We start from the raw sequence: 14,357 nt of genomic DNA, 5'->3' as shown, positions 1-14,357 counted from the left end.
CGGAGGAGGCTGCGGGTCGACTCAGACTTCCGCCGCCGGCTCGTTCTCGTGGCCGCTCTTGCGTTCCGGCACTACCGCAGCGGCTGCGCCACGGCCGTTGAGCAGGCGGGCGAGGACGTCCTGCACCACCGGGCTCTTGCCGACCACACCTTCGATGGCCTTGCCCACCGACAGCGACTTGGCGAAGGAGTTGAAGAAGTCGCCCTCGCCGCCGACGATCTCGATGTTCGCCTTGCCCAGCGCGGTGGCGAGCACCTCGGCCTGGTCCTTGGCGATGTCCTTGTTCGCGGCGATGGCCGCCATGGCCTCCTCGAAGCTCTTCTCCAGCTGCATGCGGAACTCTTCGTGCTGGCGAGCGCTGTCGCTGAGGGCATCCAGGGCGCCGAACTTCTTGCCAAGCCCCTCGGCCTCGGCATTCAGGCGCTGCAGCAGTACTTCCGCTTCCGCGCTGCCCTGGTCCTTGGTGGCCTTGGCCTTGGCCGCGCCGAGCTGTTCCTCGCCGCGCGCCTGGGCGCCGAGCTTCTCGGCCAGCACCTTGGCTTCGGCCAGCCCGTCCTTCTCCTTGGCTGCGGCCTGCGCCTCGAGCACCCGGGCGTCGGCCAGGCCGCGCTCCTCGTCGCCCCTGGCTTCGGCGATCAGTTGTTCGGCACGTACCCGCGCCGCTGCCAAGCCATCCTTTTCCTTCGCCGCAGCGGTGACTTCCAGCACCCGCGCATCGGCCAGGCCCGGCGCTGCGCGCTCGGCCTCGATGCCCTCGGCCAGACGCTTCTTCGCCTCGGCCTGCTTCGACGCCGCTTCCAGCTCGGCCTGCGCCATGGTGTTGATTTCCACCGCCTTGTGCTTGGAGCGGGCCTCGTCGGCTTCCGCCTGCTTGACCTGGCGTACCAGCTCCTGCTCGGCTTCCGCCTGGGCCTGCAGCAGGATCACCTGCTTGACCCGCTCGGCCTCGGAAACCTCGCGCACCTCCTTGATCCGCTCCTCCTCCTGGGCCACGGTCTTTTCCACCGCGACGCGCTCGCGAATCACATTGGCGATGTTCTTGCGCTGCTCTTCCAGCGCCTTTTCCTTCTCGATCTTCTGCAGCTCCACCTCACGCTCGCGGGCGACGATCTCCAGGTCCTTGGCGCGGGTGACCTTCTCCACCTCGATGACCACCGCGCGCTGGCGGTTCTGCTGCGCCACCTCGACCTCGCGCTGGTGGTTCTCGGTGCGCACGTCGATTTCCTGCTGCGCCTGGATCCGCGCCTGCTCGGCCTTCAGCCGCTCCTCTTCCTTGACCCGCGCGGTTTCCGCTTCCTCGCGGGCACGGATGGTCTCGATCTCGCGCTTCTGCCGGGCCTCGGCGTCAGCCTGCTGGCGCTCCAGGGCCAGGGCCGCCTCGCGGGTCTCGACGTTCTTCTTCTTGATCGCCAGCTCTTCGTTGCGCTCCAGTTCGTTGGTGATGACGTTCTGGGTGGCGGTCAGCTCGGTGATCTTGCGGATGCCCTCGGCATCGAGGATGTTGCTCGGGTCCAGCGAGTTCTTCGCGGTCTGCTCCAGGTAGTCGATGGCGACGTCTTCCAGTACGTAGCCGTTCAGGTCGTTGCCGATCACCTCGATGATGCGGTCACGGAAGTCCTGGCGATTCTCGAACAGCTGGACGAAGTCGAACTGCTTGCCGACGGTCTTCAGCGCCTCGGAGAACTTGGCATTGAACAGCTCGTTCACCGCCGAACGGTCGGAAGCACGGTCGACGCCGATGGCCTTGGCCACCTTGAGCACGTCGTCCTGGGTCTCGTTGACCCGCAGGTAGAAGGCAACGGTGATGTCCGCGCGCATGTTGTCGCGGCAGATCAGGCCGTCCTTGCCGCGCCGGTCGACCTCCAGGGTGATCAGCGAGATGCGCATGAACTCCTTCAGGTGGATCACCGGATAGACCAGCGCACCGGTGAAATGCACCTTGGGCGTCGACGACATGTCGTTGACGATCAGCGCGGTGCCTTGCGGGACCTTGATGTAGAAGGCCTTGAACAGGGCCAGCAGGCCCACGACCAGCAGAACGACCAGGCCCACTCCCAGCAGGAGGGGCATCAACGACGTCATATCCATAGCAGCAGTTCTCCTTGATTCTCACCGAGCCCGGGTCAGATACCGCGGAACTCTTCCTCGGTAACGACCCGATAGGCGTGCTCCGCCTCCAGGTACTCCAGCAGCACGACGCGATCGCCGCGCTTGAAGCCTTTGTTTTCTTCCGCACGAATTTTCAGGATCAGCCCGGCGCCGCCATCTTCCAGCAACGCCTCGCCATGTTGCAGGGTGACCCGCCCGCTGCGCACCACCGCGACCTGGCCCAGCACCGACTTGCTGCTGGTGCTTTCCAGCTTGCGGAACAGCGGCCGCAACGGCCGGCACAGCGTGGCCGCCAGCGGCGCCGCCAGGAACAGCGCGCCCACCGCCACCACGGCGCCCAACGGGTAGCGCAGCCAGCCGAGCGGCAATGCGCTGAGCAGCCACAGCTGGACGAAGTAGCAGAGGAACCAGGCGAAGAAGGACAGCAGGGTCAGCACCAGGGTGACCGGTACGCCGTTGAGTTTCAGCTTCGCCAGCAGCGCGGCGAGGCCTTCGGCCTGGCCGGCGCCATCGACGACCGACTCGGCGTCGAGATCGAGCACATCGATCTCGACCATACCCAGGGCGACGATGCCCCAGTAGATGATCGCGAGGATCAGAAGAAAGCTGAACAGCACGGTCGGAAACGACAGCGCCGTCTGCAGGAAACCTTCCATTGTCGCTCTATCCCTGAAAAACGGGCCCGGACGCCTTCGCCGGGCCGCGGGCCTATCAGGCCTTGCCCTTTTCCTTCAGGCGCGCCAGCACGCCATCCACGCTGTTGCCCGAGGCCTTGATCCCGGCCGCGCGCAGCTTGGCGTCCAGCGCATCGTCCGGCGCCGCCGCGCTGGCCAGTTCGGCCGCGGCATCCATGGTCGCCGCGCGTTCGGCCTGGCGCTGCTTGATCCGCTCCAGGGAGTCCACCGCGGTCTGCAGCTTGCTCTTCGAGTTGCCATAGCGCTGGGCAACGGCCATCTGCGCCTTCTGCACGCTCTCGGTGGCCTTGACCGTATCCACCTGTTGCTTGAGCTGGCGGATGTTGCCTTCGGCCTGGCTCACCGACTTGCGCAACTGGGCTACGCTGGCGGCGAATTCCGCGACCTGGGCACGCTCGCCCTCGAGCTGGTTCTCCAGGGTCGCGATCTTCTCCGCGACTTCCCGGGCCAGCTCCTCGTTGCCGGCCTCCAGTGCCTTGATCGCGTATTGCTCGTACTCGGCGACCTGGGCCGCGCCCTTCTCGACGCGCTCCTGGGCCAGGCGGTGGCGGGCCATGATCGAGGCCAGCGCTTCCCGCGACTTGCGCAGTTCGACGTCGGCGTCGCGGATCTCCTGGTCGAGGATGCGCAGCGCCTGGCTGTCGACGATCGCCTCGCCAACCTCGTTGGCTCCGCCGCGCAGGGCGCTCAGCAGCTTGCTCCATACCGTCATGATGGTGTCCTCCCTCAGGCCCGGGCTTTCAGGTAGCCGGCGTAGACTTCCGTGGCGCGGATCACGTTGCCGGCCAGGGTTTCGATTTCGTGCAGCACGCTGGCCAGCGACGAAGTCGTGCTCAACGCGCCGAACATGCTGTAGCAGCGCTCCTCGCCCGGCAGGTTGAGCAGGCCGATGCTCGACAGCGGGAACAGTTGCCGGCTGAGCAGGACCTCTTCGTTGAAGGCGGTCGCGTCGGTAACGTCGCTTTCCGGCCAGAGCAGCGCCTCGACGATGATCTGCTCGCCCTGGGGCGCGACGAACACCGGCAGGTCGCCGTATTCGCGCATGATCACGTAGAGACTCGCTTCCGCCCCCTCGATCAGCTCGATCTGGGCCTCGCCGCTGCTGAACAGCTCGGTGCCGCTCAGGGCCTCGGCCAGCGAGCGAGCGTTCCATACCCGGGCTTCCGTCATGTCTTCCTCCTTCTCCAAATGAGCCGCTCCGGCAGCCGGGCGACGCAGCATCCGCTCGATGCCGGCGAGCGCCGCGGCGTTCTCCGGCAAGATCCAGACTTCCTTCTTCACCAGGCCCTGCTCGCGCAGGCGCTGGCGAAAGACACGCTGATAATGGGCTGATGATTTCCGTTGCATGGACTCACACTACGAGATCACATGTAAGATTTCAACAGCTCACATGTAATAAAATCCAACGCACGCGCATATCTACGCCGGGCCGGCCGGAGCATGGAAAAGAAACACGGGGAGGAAAGAGAGAAAGAAATGGCACGAGGGGCCTCCCTGGCTCGGTGTCTGGCGCGCTACATCCTGTATCGACTCCCGCATTAAACCCTCTATGCAAAAGGAATTGAAGGACCGCCGGGCATATCGGGAAAAAACGGGAAACGTCTCACCCTACCGCGGCACCCGCCCGCACCGCCGGCAAATGCTCTAGGCTATGCGCACACTGCAGCCTGACGGACACCGCATGGAACATTCGCCCAAACCGCTGGCCGGCCTGAAGGTGGTCGAGCTCGGCACCCTGATCGCCGGCCCTTTCGCCTCGCGGATCTGCGCCGAGTTCGGCGCCGAAGTGATCAAGATCGAGTCGCCCGACGGCGGCGACCCACTGCGCAAGTGGCGCAAGCTCTACGAAGGCACCTCGCTGTGGTGGTTCGTTCAGGCACGCAACAAGAAATCCCTGACCCTCAATCTCAAGCACGCCGAGGGCCAGGCGATCCTGAAACGCCTGCTCGGCGATGCCGACATCCTGATCGAGAACTTCCGCCCCGGCGTACTGGAAAAGCTCGGCCTGGGCTGGGATGTCCTCCACGCGCTGAACCCGCGCCTGGTGATGGTGCGCCTGTCGGGCTTCGGCCAGACCGGCCCCTACAAGGACCAGCCGGGCTTCGGCGCGGTCGGCGAGTCGATGGGCGGACTGCGCTACATTACCGGCTTCGAGGACCGCCCGCCGGTTCGCACCGGGATTTCCATCGGCGACTCGATCGCCGCCCTGTGGGGCGTGATCGGCGCGCTGATGGCGCTGCGACACCGCGAGGTCAACGGCGGCGAGGGACAGATGGTCGACGTCGCCCTCTACGAGGCGATCTTCGCCATGATGGAAAGCATGGTTCCGGAATTCGACGTGTTCGGTTTCATCCGCGAGCGCACCGGCAACATCATGCCGGGCATCACCCCCTCCTCCATCCACACCAGCGCCGATGGCCGCCACGTACAGATCGGCGCCAACGGCGACGCGATCTTCCGCCGCTTCATGCAGGCCATCGGCCGCGACGACCTGGCCAGCGACCCGCGACTGGCCAGCAACGACGGGCGCGATGCGCGCCGCGACGAACTCTATGGGGTTATCGACCGCTGGGTCGCCTCGCAGCCCCTGGAGGAAGTGCTGGCGGTGCTGGCGCGAGCCGAAGTCCCGGCCAGCCGCATCTACTCCGCCGAAGACATGTTCCGCGATCCGCAATTCCTTGCCCGCGAGATGTTCCTCTCGGCACGCTTGCCGGACGGCAAGCCATTCCGCATGCCTGGCATCGTACCCAAGCTGTCCGCCACGCCAGGCTCGGCGGATTGGGTAGGCCCGGAACTGGGCGAGCATACCGATGCCCTGCTCGCCGAGCTGGGCTACGACAGCGAGGGCATCGCCGCCCTGCGCCGGGAAGGCGCCATCTGAACGGTACGCGGAGCCCTTCATCGGTGCTCCGCGGATAGTGCAGCCCCCTCTCCCCTATCCAGTCAGGGAGAGGGGGTTATCCGCACGCTTCCACGAGCATGGCGCCATCCGGCAAGAGCCGCTGCACCGGCGCGCGCCTTCGGCCTGACCGCCCGATGCGCAACGCGCCCTCGAACGAGACGGTGCTAGCGCGACGAATACAGCAGCACGTGATCCCGCTCGCGGAAGGTCGCCAGCACGTCTTCCTCCATCCGCCCGACCAGCACCTGCAATTCCCGGCGAATGGTCTGCACGGCATCCTCGAGATAGCTTTCGTCGTTCAACTGCACCTTGGCGATGACCCGCTGCAACAGGGTTTCCCCCTGCGGATCGACCAGCGTGACCACCCGTCCGCCATCGGGCCGGGGCTGGCTGAGGGTGAAGGGATGGGGAGCGAAGGCATCGGCCAGTCGTTGCTTCAGGCTGTCCAAATCAGGTCTCCTGTTTCGACGAATAAGACTCGTCAAAGACCGAAAAAACGCGAATAGGGTTCGTCGATGCAAGCATTTACCGGACTAACGGCAGCATCTGGCGAAAGGCCATGTGCCGGCGCAAATAGCCATTCGAGCTGAGCCAGGCCAACGCAACGATCAGCCCGCTATAAGGGAAGCACCGGGAAAAACTCCAACCATCCCACCCTCGCGCAACGCCTTCACCTGCTTGAAATTGCAGTATCCGGCGCGTCCGTCAGGCAGTAACAACGAGACTTTCCCCTGCGCACCGAACAGCGAGGATCTCATGACTGCCTTCGCATCCCCCCGCGGCGCCTGGCGCGCCTTCATCCTCGCGCTGGCATTCGCCGCCGGCACGGCACAGGGCTCGCTGCTGTTCGGCGCCGTCGGCCTGGCCAACGACCAGTACGCGCGTCCGGTCGCCGACACCGAGATCGCCAGCACCGCCGTGCTCGCCAATTGTCGTGGCTTCGTCGGGACCATCGCCAGGATCGTCCTGCTGGACGGCTCGATCCGCTGCAACGAGGCTTTTCCCTATGGCTTCGCCAGCCCGATCAGTACCAGCGTCTACTATCCGGCGGACATCGCCGCGTCCGACGTCAAGCTTCCGGTCATCACTTTCGTCGGCGGCATACTTTCCAACGCCGGCAACTATCACGAACTGATGAAACTGTGGGCCAGCCACGGCTTCATCGTGGTGATCTCCTCCGACTTCATCAATTCCTTCCCGCTGATGCACGCCCTCGGCATCCTCGAGGTCGCGAAACTGGACAGGGACCCGGGCTCGGCCCTGCATGACCGGGCCGACTTTTCCCGGACGCTGGTCGCCGGGCACTCCGCCGGCGGCCAGGCCACACTGCAGAGCGCCAGCCTCTCTGCACAAGCCCTGCAACTCATCGAGCCACGGTTGAAGCTGGTCGGCGCCCTGCCGATCGAGCCAGGCCCCCTGGCCATCGGTTCCACGGTAAAGACCCCGACCCTGCTGCTGACCGGACTGGCCGATGTGGTCGTGCCGCCGCTCAGTTGGCCGATCCTCTGGCAGGGCCCGTTGATCCGCGACGTGCCCGCCTGGGGCGCCACGGCCACCACGGCGACCCACTTCAGCCCGCTGCGACAGATCGAGTACAACGAGTTCGCCGGCATCAGCGTCGCCTGGGCGCTGTACCAGGGAAAGAACGATGCCCAGGCCCGCGACTATTTCGTCGGGCGCTACTACAAGCTGGCCAGCGACATCCAGTTCAACGATCCACTGAGGCTGCTCCGCCCCTCGCGCAACAAACTCGCCGCCGCCCTTTGAGAAGACATGAAAAAGCCCGCCATCAAGGCGGGCTTCTTCCTTTCACGACAGGCTCAGAGCGGCTTGCCGCGATTGCCGTGCTGGCTGACGAAGGCCTGTACCTGGGCCAGCTCGTTCGGCAATACGGTGCAGCGCTCCTCGCGCTCGAACAGGTCGGCGAGGTGCGCAGGCAGCGCCGGCGCCTGGCCGATGCCGGCCTTCTCCACCGCTTCGGGGAACTTGACCGGGTGCGCAGTGCCCAGGGTCACCATCGGCACGCTCAGGCTGCGCCGGCATTCGCGGGCGGCACGCACGCCAATGGCGGTGTGCGGGTCGAGCAACTCGCCACAGGAGCGGTATACCTCGGCGATGGTCTCGCAGGTCTGCTCGTCGCTGACCGCCAGGGAGTCGAACAGCTTGCGCGCCTCGGTCCAGCGCTGGTCTTCCACCGACAGCTTGCCGCTGGCCTTGAAGGCATCCAGCAGTTCGGCGACGGCCTTGCCGTTGCGGCCGTGCAGGTCGAACAGCAGGCGTTCGAAGTTGGACGAGACCATGATATCCATCGACGGCGACAGCGAGGGATGCAGGGTGTCCTTGTCGTAGCGATTACCGCTCATGAAGCGGTGCAGGATGTCGTTGCGGTTGGTCGCGACGATCAGCTGGCTGACCGGCAGGCCCATGTTGCGCGCCAGGTAGCCGGCGAAGATGTCGCCGAAGTTGCCGGTCGGCACCGAGAACGCCACCGAGCGATGCGGCGCGCCGAGCTGCAGCGCGGCATGGAAGTAGTAGACGATCTGGGCCATGATCCGCGCCCAGTTGATCGAGTTCACCGCTACCAGGCGGGTACCCTTGAGGAAGCCCTGGTCGGCGAAGCTGGCCTTGACCATCTCCTGGCAGTCGTCGAAGTTGCCTTCGATGGCGATGTTGTGGATGTTGTCGCCGAGGATGGTGGTCATCTGCCGGCGCTGCACCTCGGACACGCGGTTGTGCGGGTGCATGATGAAGATGTCGACGTTGTCGCAACGGCGGCAGCCTTCGATGGCCGCGGAGCCGGTATCGCCGGAGGTGGCCCCCATGATCACCACGCGCTCGCCGCGCTTGGCCAGCACATGGTCGAGCAGGCGGCCGAGCAGTTGCAGGGCGAAGTCCTTGAAGGCCAGGGTCGGGCCGTGGAACAGCTCCAGCACCCATTCGTTGCCGTTCAACTGGCGCAGCGGCGCCACTGCGTCATGGGCGAAGACGCCATAGGTTTCCTCGAGGATCTTCTTGAAGTCGGCATCGGCGATGCTGCCGGCGACGAACGGGCGCATCACCCGGAAGGCCAGCTCGTGGTAGGGCAGGCCGACCCAAGAGGCGATCTCCTCGAGGGTGAAGCGTGGCAGGTTTTCCGGGACATAGAGGCCGCCGTCGCTGGCCAGGCCGGCGAGGAGGACATCTTCGAAGTTCAGGGCGGGCGCTTGGCCGCGGGTGCTGATGTAACGCATGTTCAAAACCTTCGCTGTTGACGCGGGCCCGCGAACGGCGCCCGGCGTTCGATCAATTCAGTTGTTCGACACGGATACGGACCACCGGCCCGGACACGCCTTCCAGCGCTTCCAGGGCGGTGATGGCATCGTTGATGCGTTGTTCGATGACCCGGTGGGTAACCAGGATCATCGGCACCAGGCCGTCCTGTTCCTCGGCCTCCTTCTGCATGATCGATTCGATGTTGATGCCGCGCTCGGACAGGATGGTGGCCACCTGGGCCAGTACGCCCGGGTGGTCCTTGGCCTGGATGCGCAGGTAGTAGGCGCTTTCGCAGGCTTCGATCGGCAGGATCGGGTGGTCGGACAGCGCGTCCGGCTGGAATGCCAGGTGCGGTACGCGGTTCTCCGGATCGGAGGTCATGGCGCGGACCACGTCGACGAGGTCGGCCACCACCGAGGAAGCGGTCGGCTCCATGCCGGCACCGGCGCCGTAGTAGAGGGTCGAGCCGACGGCGTCGCCGTTGACCATCACCGCGTTCATCACGCCGTTGACGTTGGCGATCAGGCGATCCGAGGGAATCAGGGTCGGGTGCACGCGCAGCTCAAAGCCGCTCTCGGTGCGACGCGCCACGCCCAGGTGCTTGATGCGATAGCCGAGGGCGTCGGCGTAGTTGACGTCGGCGCTGGTCAGCTTCGAGATGCCTTCGGTGTAGGCCTTGTCGAACTGCAGCGGAATGCCGAAGGCGATCGAGGCGAGGATGGTCAGCTTGTGGGCGGCGTCGATGCCTTCCACGTCGAAGGTCGGGTCGGCCTCGGCATAGCCCAGGGCCTGGGCCTCGGCGAGCACGTCGGGGAAGGTACGGCCCTTCTCGCGCATTTCGCTGAGGATGAAGTTGCCGGTACCGTTGATGATCCCGGCCAGCCAGTTGATGCGGTTGGCCGACAGCCCCTCGCGGATCGCCTTGATCACCGGGATGCCGCCGGCGACAGCGGCCTCGAAGGCGACGATCACGCCCTTCTCGCGGGCCTTGGCGAAGATCTCGTTGCCGTGCACGGCGATCAGCGCCTTGTTCGCGGTGACCACGTGCTTGCCGTTCTCGATGGCCTTGAGCACCAGCTCGTGGGCCAGGGTGTAGCCGCCGATCAACTCGACGACCACGTCGATCTCGGGATTGCACGCTACGTCGAAGATATCGGCGGTGATGGGGGTCGCACCGGTATCGCACTTCGGGTTCGGCCGGCGGGCGGCGATCTGCGCAACCTCGATACCGCGCCCGGCACGGCGGGCAATCTCCTCGGCGTTGCGTTCGAGTACATTGAAGGTACCGCCACCGACGGTCCCCAACCCACAGATGCCTACTTTGACCGGTTTCACGCTGGAACTCCCCATCTCACCTACGACGGCCGGACGCGCCGGCCTGCTATGGTTCCCCGATCGAATCGAGGTTGACGCGACCACTGTACGGGCCACGACACATCCTGGCGATGGATTCCGCCAGCGGGCGACGGAAATCGCCAATGATGAAAACAAAAGAGCCGCACATTACGAAGCGGCTCTTTATTAGTCAATTGTTCGGCAGACCCGGCGCTATTTGGCCTCCAGCGCCAGCTTGGCCAACTGCTTGGCCGGCTGGTAGCCGGGAAGCAACTGGCCGTTGGCGAGGACGATCGCCGGCGTTCCCTGCACCCCGACCATCTGGCCCATCTGGAACTGCTTGTCGACCGGGTTCTTGCACTCGGAAGACTTGATCTCCTTGCCGTTCATCATGGCGTCCATCGCCTTGGTCGGCTCCTTCGCACACCAGACCGCCTGCAGTTGCTTGTCGCCCGCCGACTGCGGCCCCTGGCGCGGGAACGCCATGTAGCGCACCTCGATCCCCTGCTCGGTCAGGTCCGGCACCTCGGCATGCAGCTTCTGGCAGTACGGGCAGGTGGTATCGGTGAACACCGTGATGTGCGCCTTGGCCTGGCCCTTGGCCGGATACACCACCATCTCGCTGGCGGGCACGCCGTTGATCGCCTTGGCGATCGCCTGGCTCTCGGCCTTCTCGGTCAGGTTGACCGGCTTGCCGTCCTTCACCTGGTAGAGGTAGCCCTGCATGACGAACTGGCCGTCGGCGCTGGCGTAGAGCACCCGGCCGCCCTTCAGCTGCACCTGGTAGAGCCCCTGCAGCGGGCTGCTGGCGATGGAGTCGATGGGCAGGTCCGGTTGCAGGGCCTGCAGGGTCTTGCGGATGTTCTGATCGGCATTGTCTGCCAGGGCCAGGGTACTCATCAGGCCGAGGGCGGCAGCAGCCAGAAAACGGGTCACGCGCATGTGTCACTCCTGTCGTGCGGTCGGCGAAGCCTACCATAGACCGCTATCCCGACGGGCCCGACGCTTGTCGCAGAACGCTACGAAAGCGCCTCTTTTCGGGTAGGTACGGATTTTTCGGACAAAGCGTCAGCCTCGCGGGTGGTGGCGTGCGTGCAGATCCTGGAGGCGGGCCCGGGCGATATGGGTATAGATCTGGGTGGTCGACAGGTCGCTGTGGCCGAGCAGCATCTGCACCACCCGCAGGTCGGCGCCATGGTTGAGCAGGTGGGTGGCGAAGGCGTGGCGCAGGGTGTGCGGCGAAATCGACGTGCCGATCGCCGCCACCTGCGCGTGATGCTTGATGCGATGCCAGAAGGTCTGGCGGGTCATCTGTTCGCCGCGCAGGCTGGGGAACAGCACGTCGCTGGGCCGCCCGCCGAGCAGGTCGCCGCGGGCCTCGCGCAGGTAGCGTTCGAGCCAGCCGATGGCTTCCTCGCCGAGCGGCACCAGGCGCTCCTTGCTGCCCTTGCCGAAGACCTTGACCACGCCCTGGCGCAGGTTGACCTGCTCCAGGGTCAGGCCGACCAGTTCGCTGACCCGCAGGCCGCAGGCATACAGCACTTCGAGCATGGTGCGATCGCGCAGGCCCAGCGGGTCGTCGACTTCCGGCGCCGCCAGCAATGCCTCGACGTCCGCTTCGGAGAGGGATTTCGGCAACGGCTTGCCCAGTTGTGGCAGGTCCACCTGCAAGGTGGGATCCTCGGCGATCAGGCCATCGCGCAGGCAATAGCGGTAGAAGCCACGCAGGCCGGAGAGGAAGCGCGCGGTCGAGCGAGCCTTGTAGCCCTGTTCCAGGCGCCAGGCCAGGTGATCGAGGATGGCGTCGCGGCCGATGCCCTCCAGGCGCAGCCCGCGGCCATCGAGCCAGGCGTTGAACTGCTGGAGGTCGTTGCGATAAGCCTCGCGGGTGTTGTCGGCAAGGCCTTTTTCCAGCCACAGGGCATCGAGGAAACGGTCGATCAGGGGATGTTCGAGGGTACTCATGGATGAAGGCTGCGAACCAAATGAAAGCGCGGCTAGTCTTTCATAGCCTGGGCGCTATCGCGAGCGTTGGCCGTCATCGCCACGTAATGGTTAGTCAGGCCGGTCGACAGGAGGTCGGCCGGCTTCCCGTGCCCGCGGGAAAAAGCGGAGCCATGTGGCTCGATGGTTCGCCCCGGCTCAGGACGAGCGGAGCGACGCTGACAAGGAATCCTCGATGGACCAGAACGCTATCCTGCTCGCCCTCGGCGGCATCGGTGCCGCCGCCCTGCTCAGTCAATGGCTGGCCTGGCGCCTGCGCCTGCCAGCCATTCTTTTCCTGCTGCTGTCCGGGATCGTCGCCGGCCCCCTGCTCGGCTGGCTCGATCCGGACGAGATGTTCGGCCCCCTGCTGTTCCCACTGGTATCCCTGGCAGTGGCGCTGATCCTCTTCGAGGGCAGCCTGACCCTGCATTTCAGCGAATGGAAGGAAATCGGCACCGTGGTGCACCGAATGGTGACCATCGGCGCGCTCTCGACCTGGGGCGTGATCGCCCTGGCCGCCCACTACCTGCTCGACTTCAGCTGGGAAATGGCCCTGCTGTTCGGCACCCTGACCCTGGTCACCGGGCCCACGGTGATCGTCCCGATGCTGCGGGTGGTCCGGCCCAAGGCCGCGGTGGCGAACATCCTGCGCTGGGAAGGCATCGTCATCGATCCCATCGGCGCCCTGCTGGCGGTAGTGGTGTACAGCTTCATCATCTCCAGCGGCGAAGGCGACGGCTGGCTGCACAGCCTGCAGACCTTCGGCGGGGTGATCCTCTGCGGCAGCCTGTTCGGCATCCTCGGCGGCTGGGCGCTGGGCATCGTCCTGCGCCGCCACTGGCTGCCGGACTACCTGCACAACCTGGCGACGCTGGCCGCGGTGCTGGGCGTGTTCATCGCCTCGAACCGGGTGATGCACGAATCCGGACTGCTCGCCGTCACCCTGATGGGCATGGGCCTGGCCAACATGAAGGGCGTCGACGTACGGCAGATCCTGCACTTCAAGGAAAACCTCAGCGTCCTGCTGATTTCCGGCCTGTTCATCCTCCTGGCCGCACGCCTGGACATCAATGCCCTGCTCGGCCTGGGCCCGGCGGCGCTGCTGGTGTTGCTGCTGATCCAGTTCGTCGCCCGGCCGCTGAACGTGGCGCTGTCGACCTGGGGTTCGCCGCTGAGCTGGCGCGAGCGCGCCCTGCTCAGCTGGATCGCCCCGCGCGGGATCGTCGCCGCGGCGGTCTCGGCGATCTTCGCCATCCGCCTGGGCGCCGAAGGCCATGCCCAGGCGGCGCTGCTGGTGCCACTGACCTTCCTGGTGATCATCGGCACGGTGGTCCTGCAAAGCGCCACCGCCCGCCCCCTGGCGCGCCTGCTGAAGGTCGCCGAGCCCTCGCCCAGCGGCTACCTGATCGTCGGCGCCAATCCGGTCGGGCGCGCCATCGGCAAGGCCCTGAAGAGCCTCGGCAGCCGCGTGCTGCTGACTGATTCGAGCTGGGAAAACATCCGCGCCGCCCGCATGGACAACCTGCCCACCTATTTCGGCAACCCCACCTCGCAGCACGCCGAAGCCCACCTCGACCTGGTCGGCATCGGGCATTTGCTGGGGGTTTCTCCGGCCGGCGAGTTGAACACCCTGGCGGCCATGCGCTTCCGCCACGAGTTCGGCCATCGCCAGCTGTTCGGCCTGCCGACCAGCCAGGAAGCCAAGCGTACCGACAAGCACCGCTCCAGCGACGAACACCGTGGCCGCCCGCTTGGCCAGCGACCGCTGACCTACGCGCAGTTCGCCAGCCTGCTGTCGCGCGGAGCCGAAATCCGCACCACCCTGCTCACCGACACCTTCGGCTGGAACGACTACCAGGCGCTGCACGGCGAGTCCGCGATCCTGCTGTTCGCCCGCGATCCGAACGGCAGGATGCACGTCGCCACGCCACAGTCCACGCTGGCGCCGGGCACCGGCTGGACGCTGCTGTCGCTGATCGAGGCGGAACCGTCAGTCAGCAAGTCGCAGGCCACGGAAATCGCCGACTAGACTTCAACGAACCGACGAAAGACCGTCGTCACCCTATCCAAGGTTGGGT

12 protein-coding genes are annotated in these 14,357 nt (G+C 65.7%); 3 read left to right on the top strand and 9 right to left on the bottom strand.

Translation table 11 applies throughout. The features are described from left to right. Window positions 1-21 precede the first annotated feature (21 nt). From HMPREF2924_RS29795 to HMPREF2924_RS29780, 4 genes are read right to left on the bottom strand one after another with little or no spacing between them, the layout of a single operon-like run. Window positions 22-2,088: a flotillin family protein gene (locus tag HMPREF2924_RS29795; protein ID WP_003092604.1), complete on the bottom strand. Its 2,067-nt coding sequence runs from the start codon at window positions 2,086-2,088 to the stop codon at window positions 22-24. A gap of 35 nt (window positions 2,089-2,123) precedes the next feature. After that, on the bottom strand, window positions 2,124-2,765 hold the full coding sequence (locus HMPREF2924_RS29790) for a hypothetical protein (RefSeq protein WP_003124126.1): 642 nt from the start codon (window positions 2,763-2,765) through the stop codon (window positions 2,124-2,126). 55 nt (window positions 2,766-2,820) lie between these two features. Further along, complete coding sequence (locus HMPREF2924_RS29785; RefSeq protein WP_003092609.1) at window positions 2,821-3,516, bottom strand: PspA/IM30 family protein; 696 nt, start codon at window positions 3,514-3,516, stop codon at window positions 2,821-2,823. Between the two features lie 14 nt (window positions 3,517-3,530). Beyond that, a complete protein-coding gene (locus tag HMPREF2924_RS29780; RefSeq protein ID WP_003092612.1) occupies window positions 3,531-4,151 on the bottom strand; it encodes a biofilm formation regulator BacA in 621 nt (206 codons plus the stop codon). A gap of 304 nt (window positions 4,152-4,455) precedes the next feature. On the opposite strand from HMPREF2924_RS29780, the gene HMPREF2924_RS29775 reads away from it, so the two are divergent. Further along, window positions 4,456-5,685: a CaiB/BaiF CoA transferase family protein gene (locus HMPREF2924_RS29775; RefSeq protein ID WP_003129868.1), complete on the top strand. Its 1,230-nt coding sequence runs from the start codon at window positions 4,456-4,458 to the stop codon at window positions 5,683-5,685. A gap of 185 nt (window positions 5,686-5,870) precedes the next feature. Here the strand turns inward: HMPREF2924_RS29775 and HMPREF2924_RS29770 are convergent, their stop codons facing one another. Further along, window positions 5,871-6,155 (bottom strand): DUF3509 domain-containing protein, encoded by a 285-nt coding sequence (locus tag HMPREF2924_RS29770; protein WP_003092618.1) that lies wholly within the window; start codon window positions 6,153-6,155, stop codon window positions 5,871-5,873. A gap of 112 nt (window positions 6,156-6,267) precedes the next feature. On the opposite strand from HMPREF2924_RS29770, the gene HMPREF2924_RS29765 reads away from it, so the two are divergent. Continuing rightward, window positions 6,268-7,473, top strand: coding sequence for a poly(ethylene terephthalate) hydrolase family protein (locus HMPREF2924_RS29765; protein ID WP_003129865.1), 1,206 nt, complete (start codon window positions 6,268-6,270; stop codon window positions 7,471-7,473). Window positions 7,474-7,526: 53 nt separating this feature from the next. On the opposite strand, the gene thrC is transcribed toward HMPREF2924_RS29765, so the two are convergent. From thrC to xerD, 4 genes are all read right to left on the bottom strand, one after another. Continuing rightward, window positions 7,527-8,936 carry a threonine synthase gene (thrC, locus tag HMPREF2924_RS29760; RefSeq protein ID WP_003129862.1) on the bottom strand — a complete coding sequence of 470 codons (1,410 nt, stop codon included), beginning with the start codon at window positions 8,934-8,936 and terminating at the stop codon, window positions 7,527-7,529. Window positions 8,937-8,988: 52 nt separating this feature from the next. Next, window positions 8,989-10,293 carry a homoserine dehydrogenase gene (locus HMPREF2924_RS29755; RefSeq protein ID WP_003129861.1) on the bottom strand — a complete coding sequence of 435 codons (1,305 nt, stop codon included), beginning with the start codon at window positions 10,291-10,293 and terminating at the stop codon, window positions 8,989-8,991. Window positions 10,294-10,506: 213 nt separating this feature from the next. Further along, a complete protein-coding gene (gene dsbC, locus HMPREF2924_RS29750) occupies window positions 10,507-11,235 on the bottom strand; it encodes a bifunctional protein-disulfide isomerase/oxidoreductase DsbC (RefSeq protein WP_003092626.1) in 729 nt (242 codons plus the stop codon). Between the two features lie 126 nt (window positions 11,236-11,361). Next, window positions 11,362-12,258 (bottom strand): site-specific tyrosine recombinase XerD, encoded by an 897-nt coding sequence (gene xerD / locus HMPREF2924_RS29745; protein WP_003092629.1) that lies wholly within the window; start codon window positions 12,256-12,258, stop codon window positions 11,362-11,364. A 214-nt stretch (window positions 12,259-12,472) separates the two neighbouring features. On the opposite strand from xerD, the gene HMPREF2924_RS29740 reads away from it, so the two are divergent. Beyond that, a complete protein-coding gene (locus HMPREF2924_RS29740; RefSeq protein WP_003109643.1) occupies window positions 12,473-14,308 on the top strand; it encodes a cation:proton antiporter in 1,836 nt (611 codons plus the stop codon). Window positions 14,309-14,357 lie beyond the last annotated feature (49 nt).

The sequence above is a fragment of the Pseudomonas sp. HMSC063H08 genome, assembly GCF_001813645.1.
In the GTDB taxonomy this organism is placed as follows: Bacteria; Pseudomonadota; Gammaproteobacteria; order Pseudomonadales; family Pseudomonadaceae; genus Pseudomonas; species Pseudomonas aeruginosa.
Note: the sequence above shows the minus strand (reverse complement) of the source record. Positions and strands in the feature narration are given on the sequence as shown.

What these genes read in the sequence shown, in the direction of transcription:
- dsbC (WP_003092626.1), bottom strand. Translation starts at nt 11,235, where the DNA reads ATGCGCGTGACCCGTTTTCTGGCTGCTGCCGCCCTCGGCCTGATGAGT.
- HMPREF2924_RS29785 (WP_003092609.1), bottom strand. Translation starts at nt 3,516, where the DNA reads ATGACGGTATGGAGCAAGCTGCTGAGCGCCCTGCGCGGCGGAGCCAAC.
- HMPREF2924_RS29775 (WP_003129868.1), top strand. Translation starts at nt 4,456, where the DNA reads ATGCGCACACTGCAGCCTGACGGACACCGCATGGAACATTCGCCCAAA.
- xerD (WP_003092629.1), bottom strand. Translation starts at nt 12,258, where the DNA reads ATGAGTACCCTCGAACATCCCCTGATCGACCGTTTCCTCGATGCCCTG.
- HMPREF2924_RS29740 (WP_003109643.1), top strand. Translation starts at nt 12,473, where the DNA reads ATGGACCAGAACGCTATCCTGCTCGCCCTCGGCGGCATCGGTGCCGCC.
- thrC (WP_003129862.1), bottom strand. Translation starts at nt 8,936, where the DNA reads ATGCGTTACATCAGCACCCGCGGCCAAGCGCCCGCCCTGAACTTCGAA.
- HMPREF2924_RS29790 (WP_003124126.1), bottom strand. Translation starts at nt 2,765, where the DNA reads ATGGAAGGTTTCCTGCAGACGGCGCTGTCGTTTCCGACCGTGCTGTTC.
- HMPREF2924_RS29795 (WP_003092604.1), bottom strand. Translation starts at nt 2,088, where the DNA reads ATGGATATGACGTCGTTGATGCCCCTCCTGCTGGGAGTGGGCCTGGTC.
- HMPREF2924_RS29780 (WP_003092612.1), bottom strand. Translation starts at nt 4,151, where the DNA reads ATGCAACGGAAATCATCAGCCCATTATCAGCGTGTCTTTCGCCAGCGC.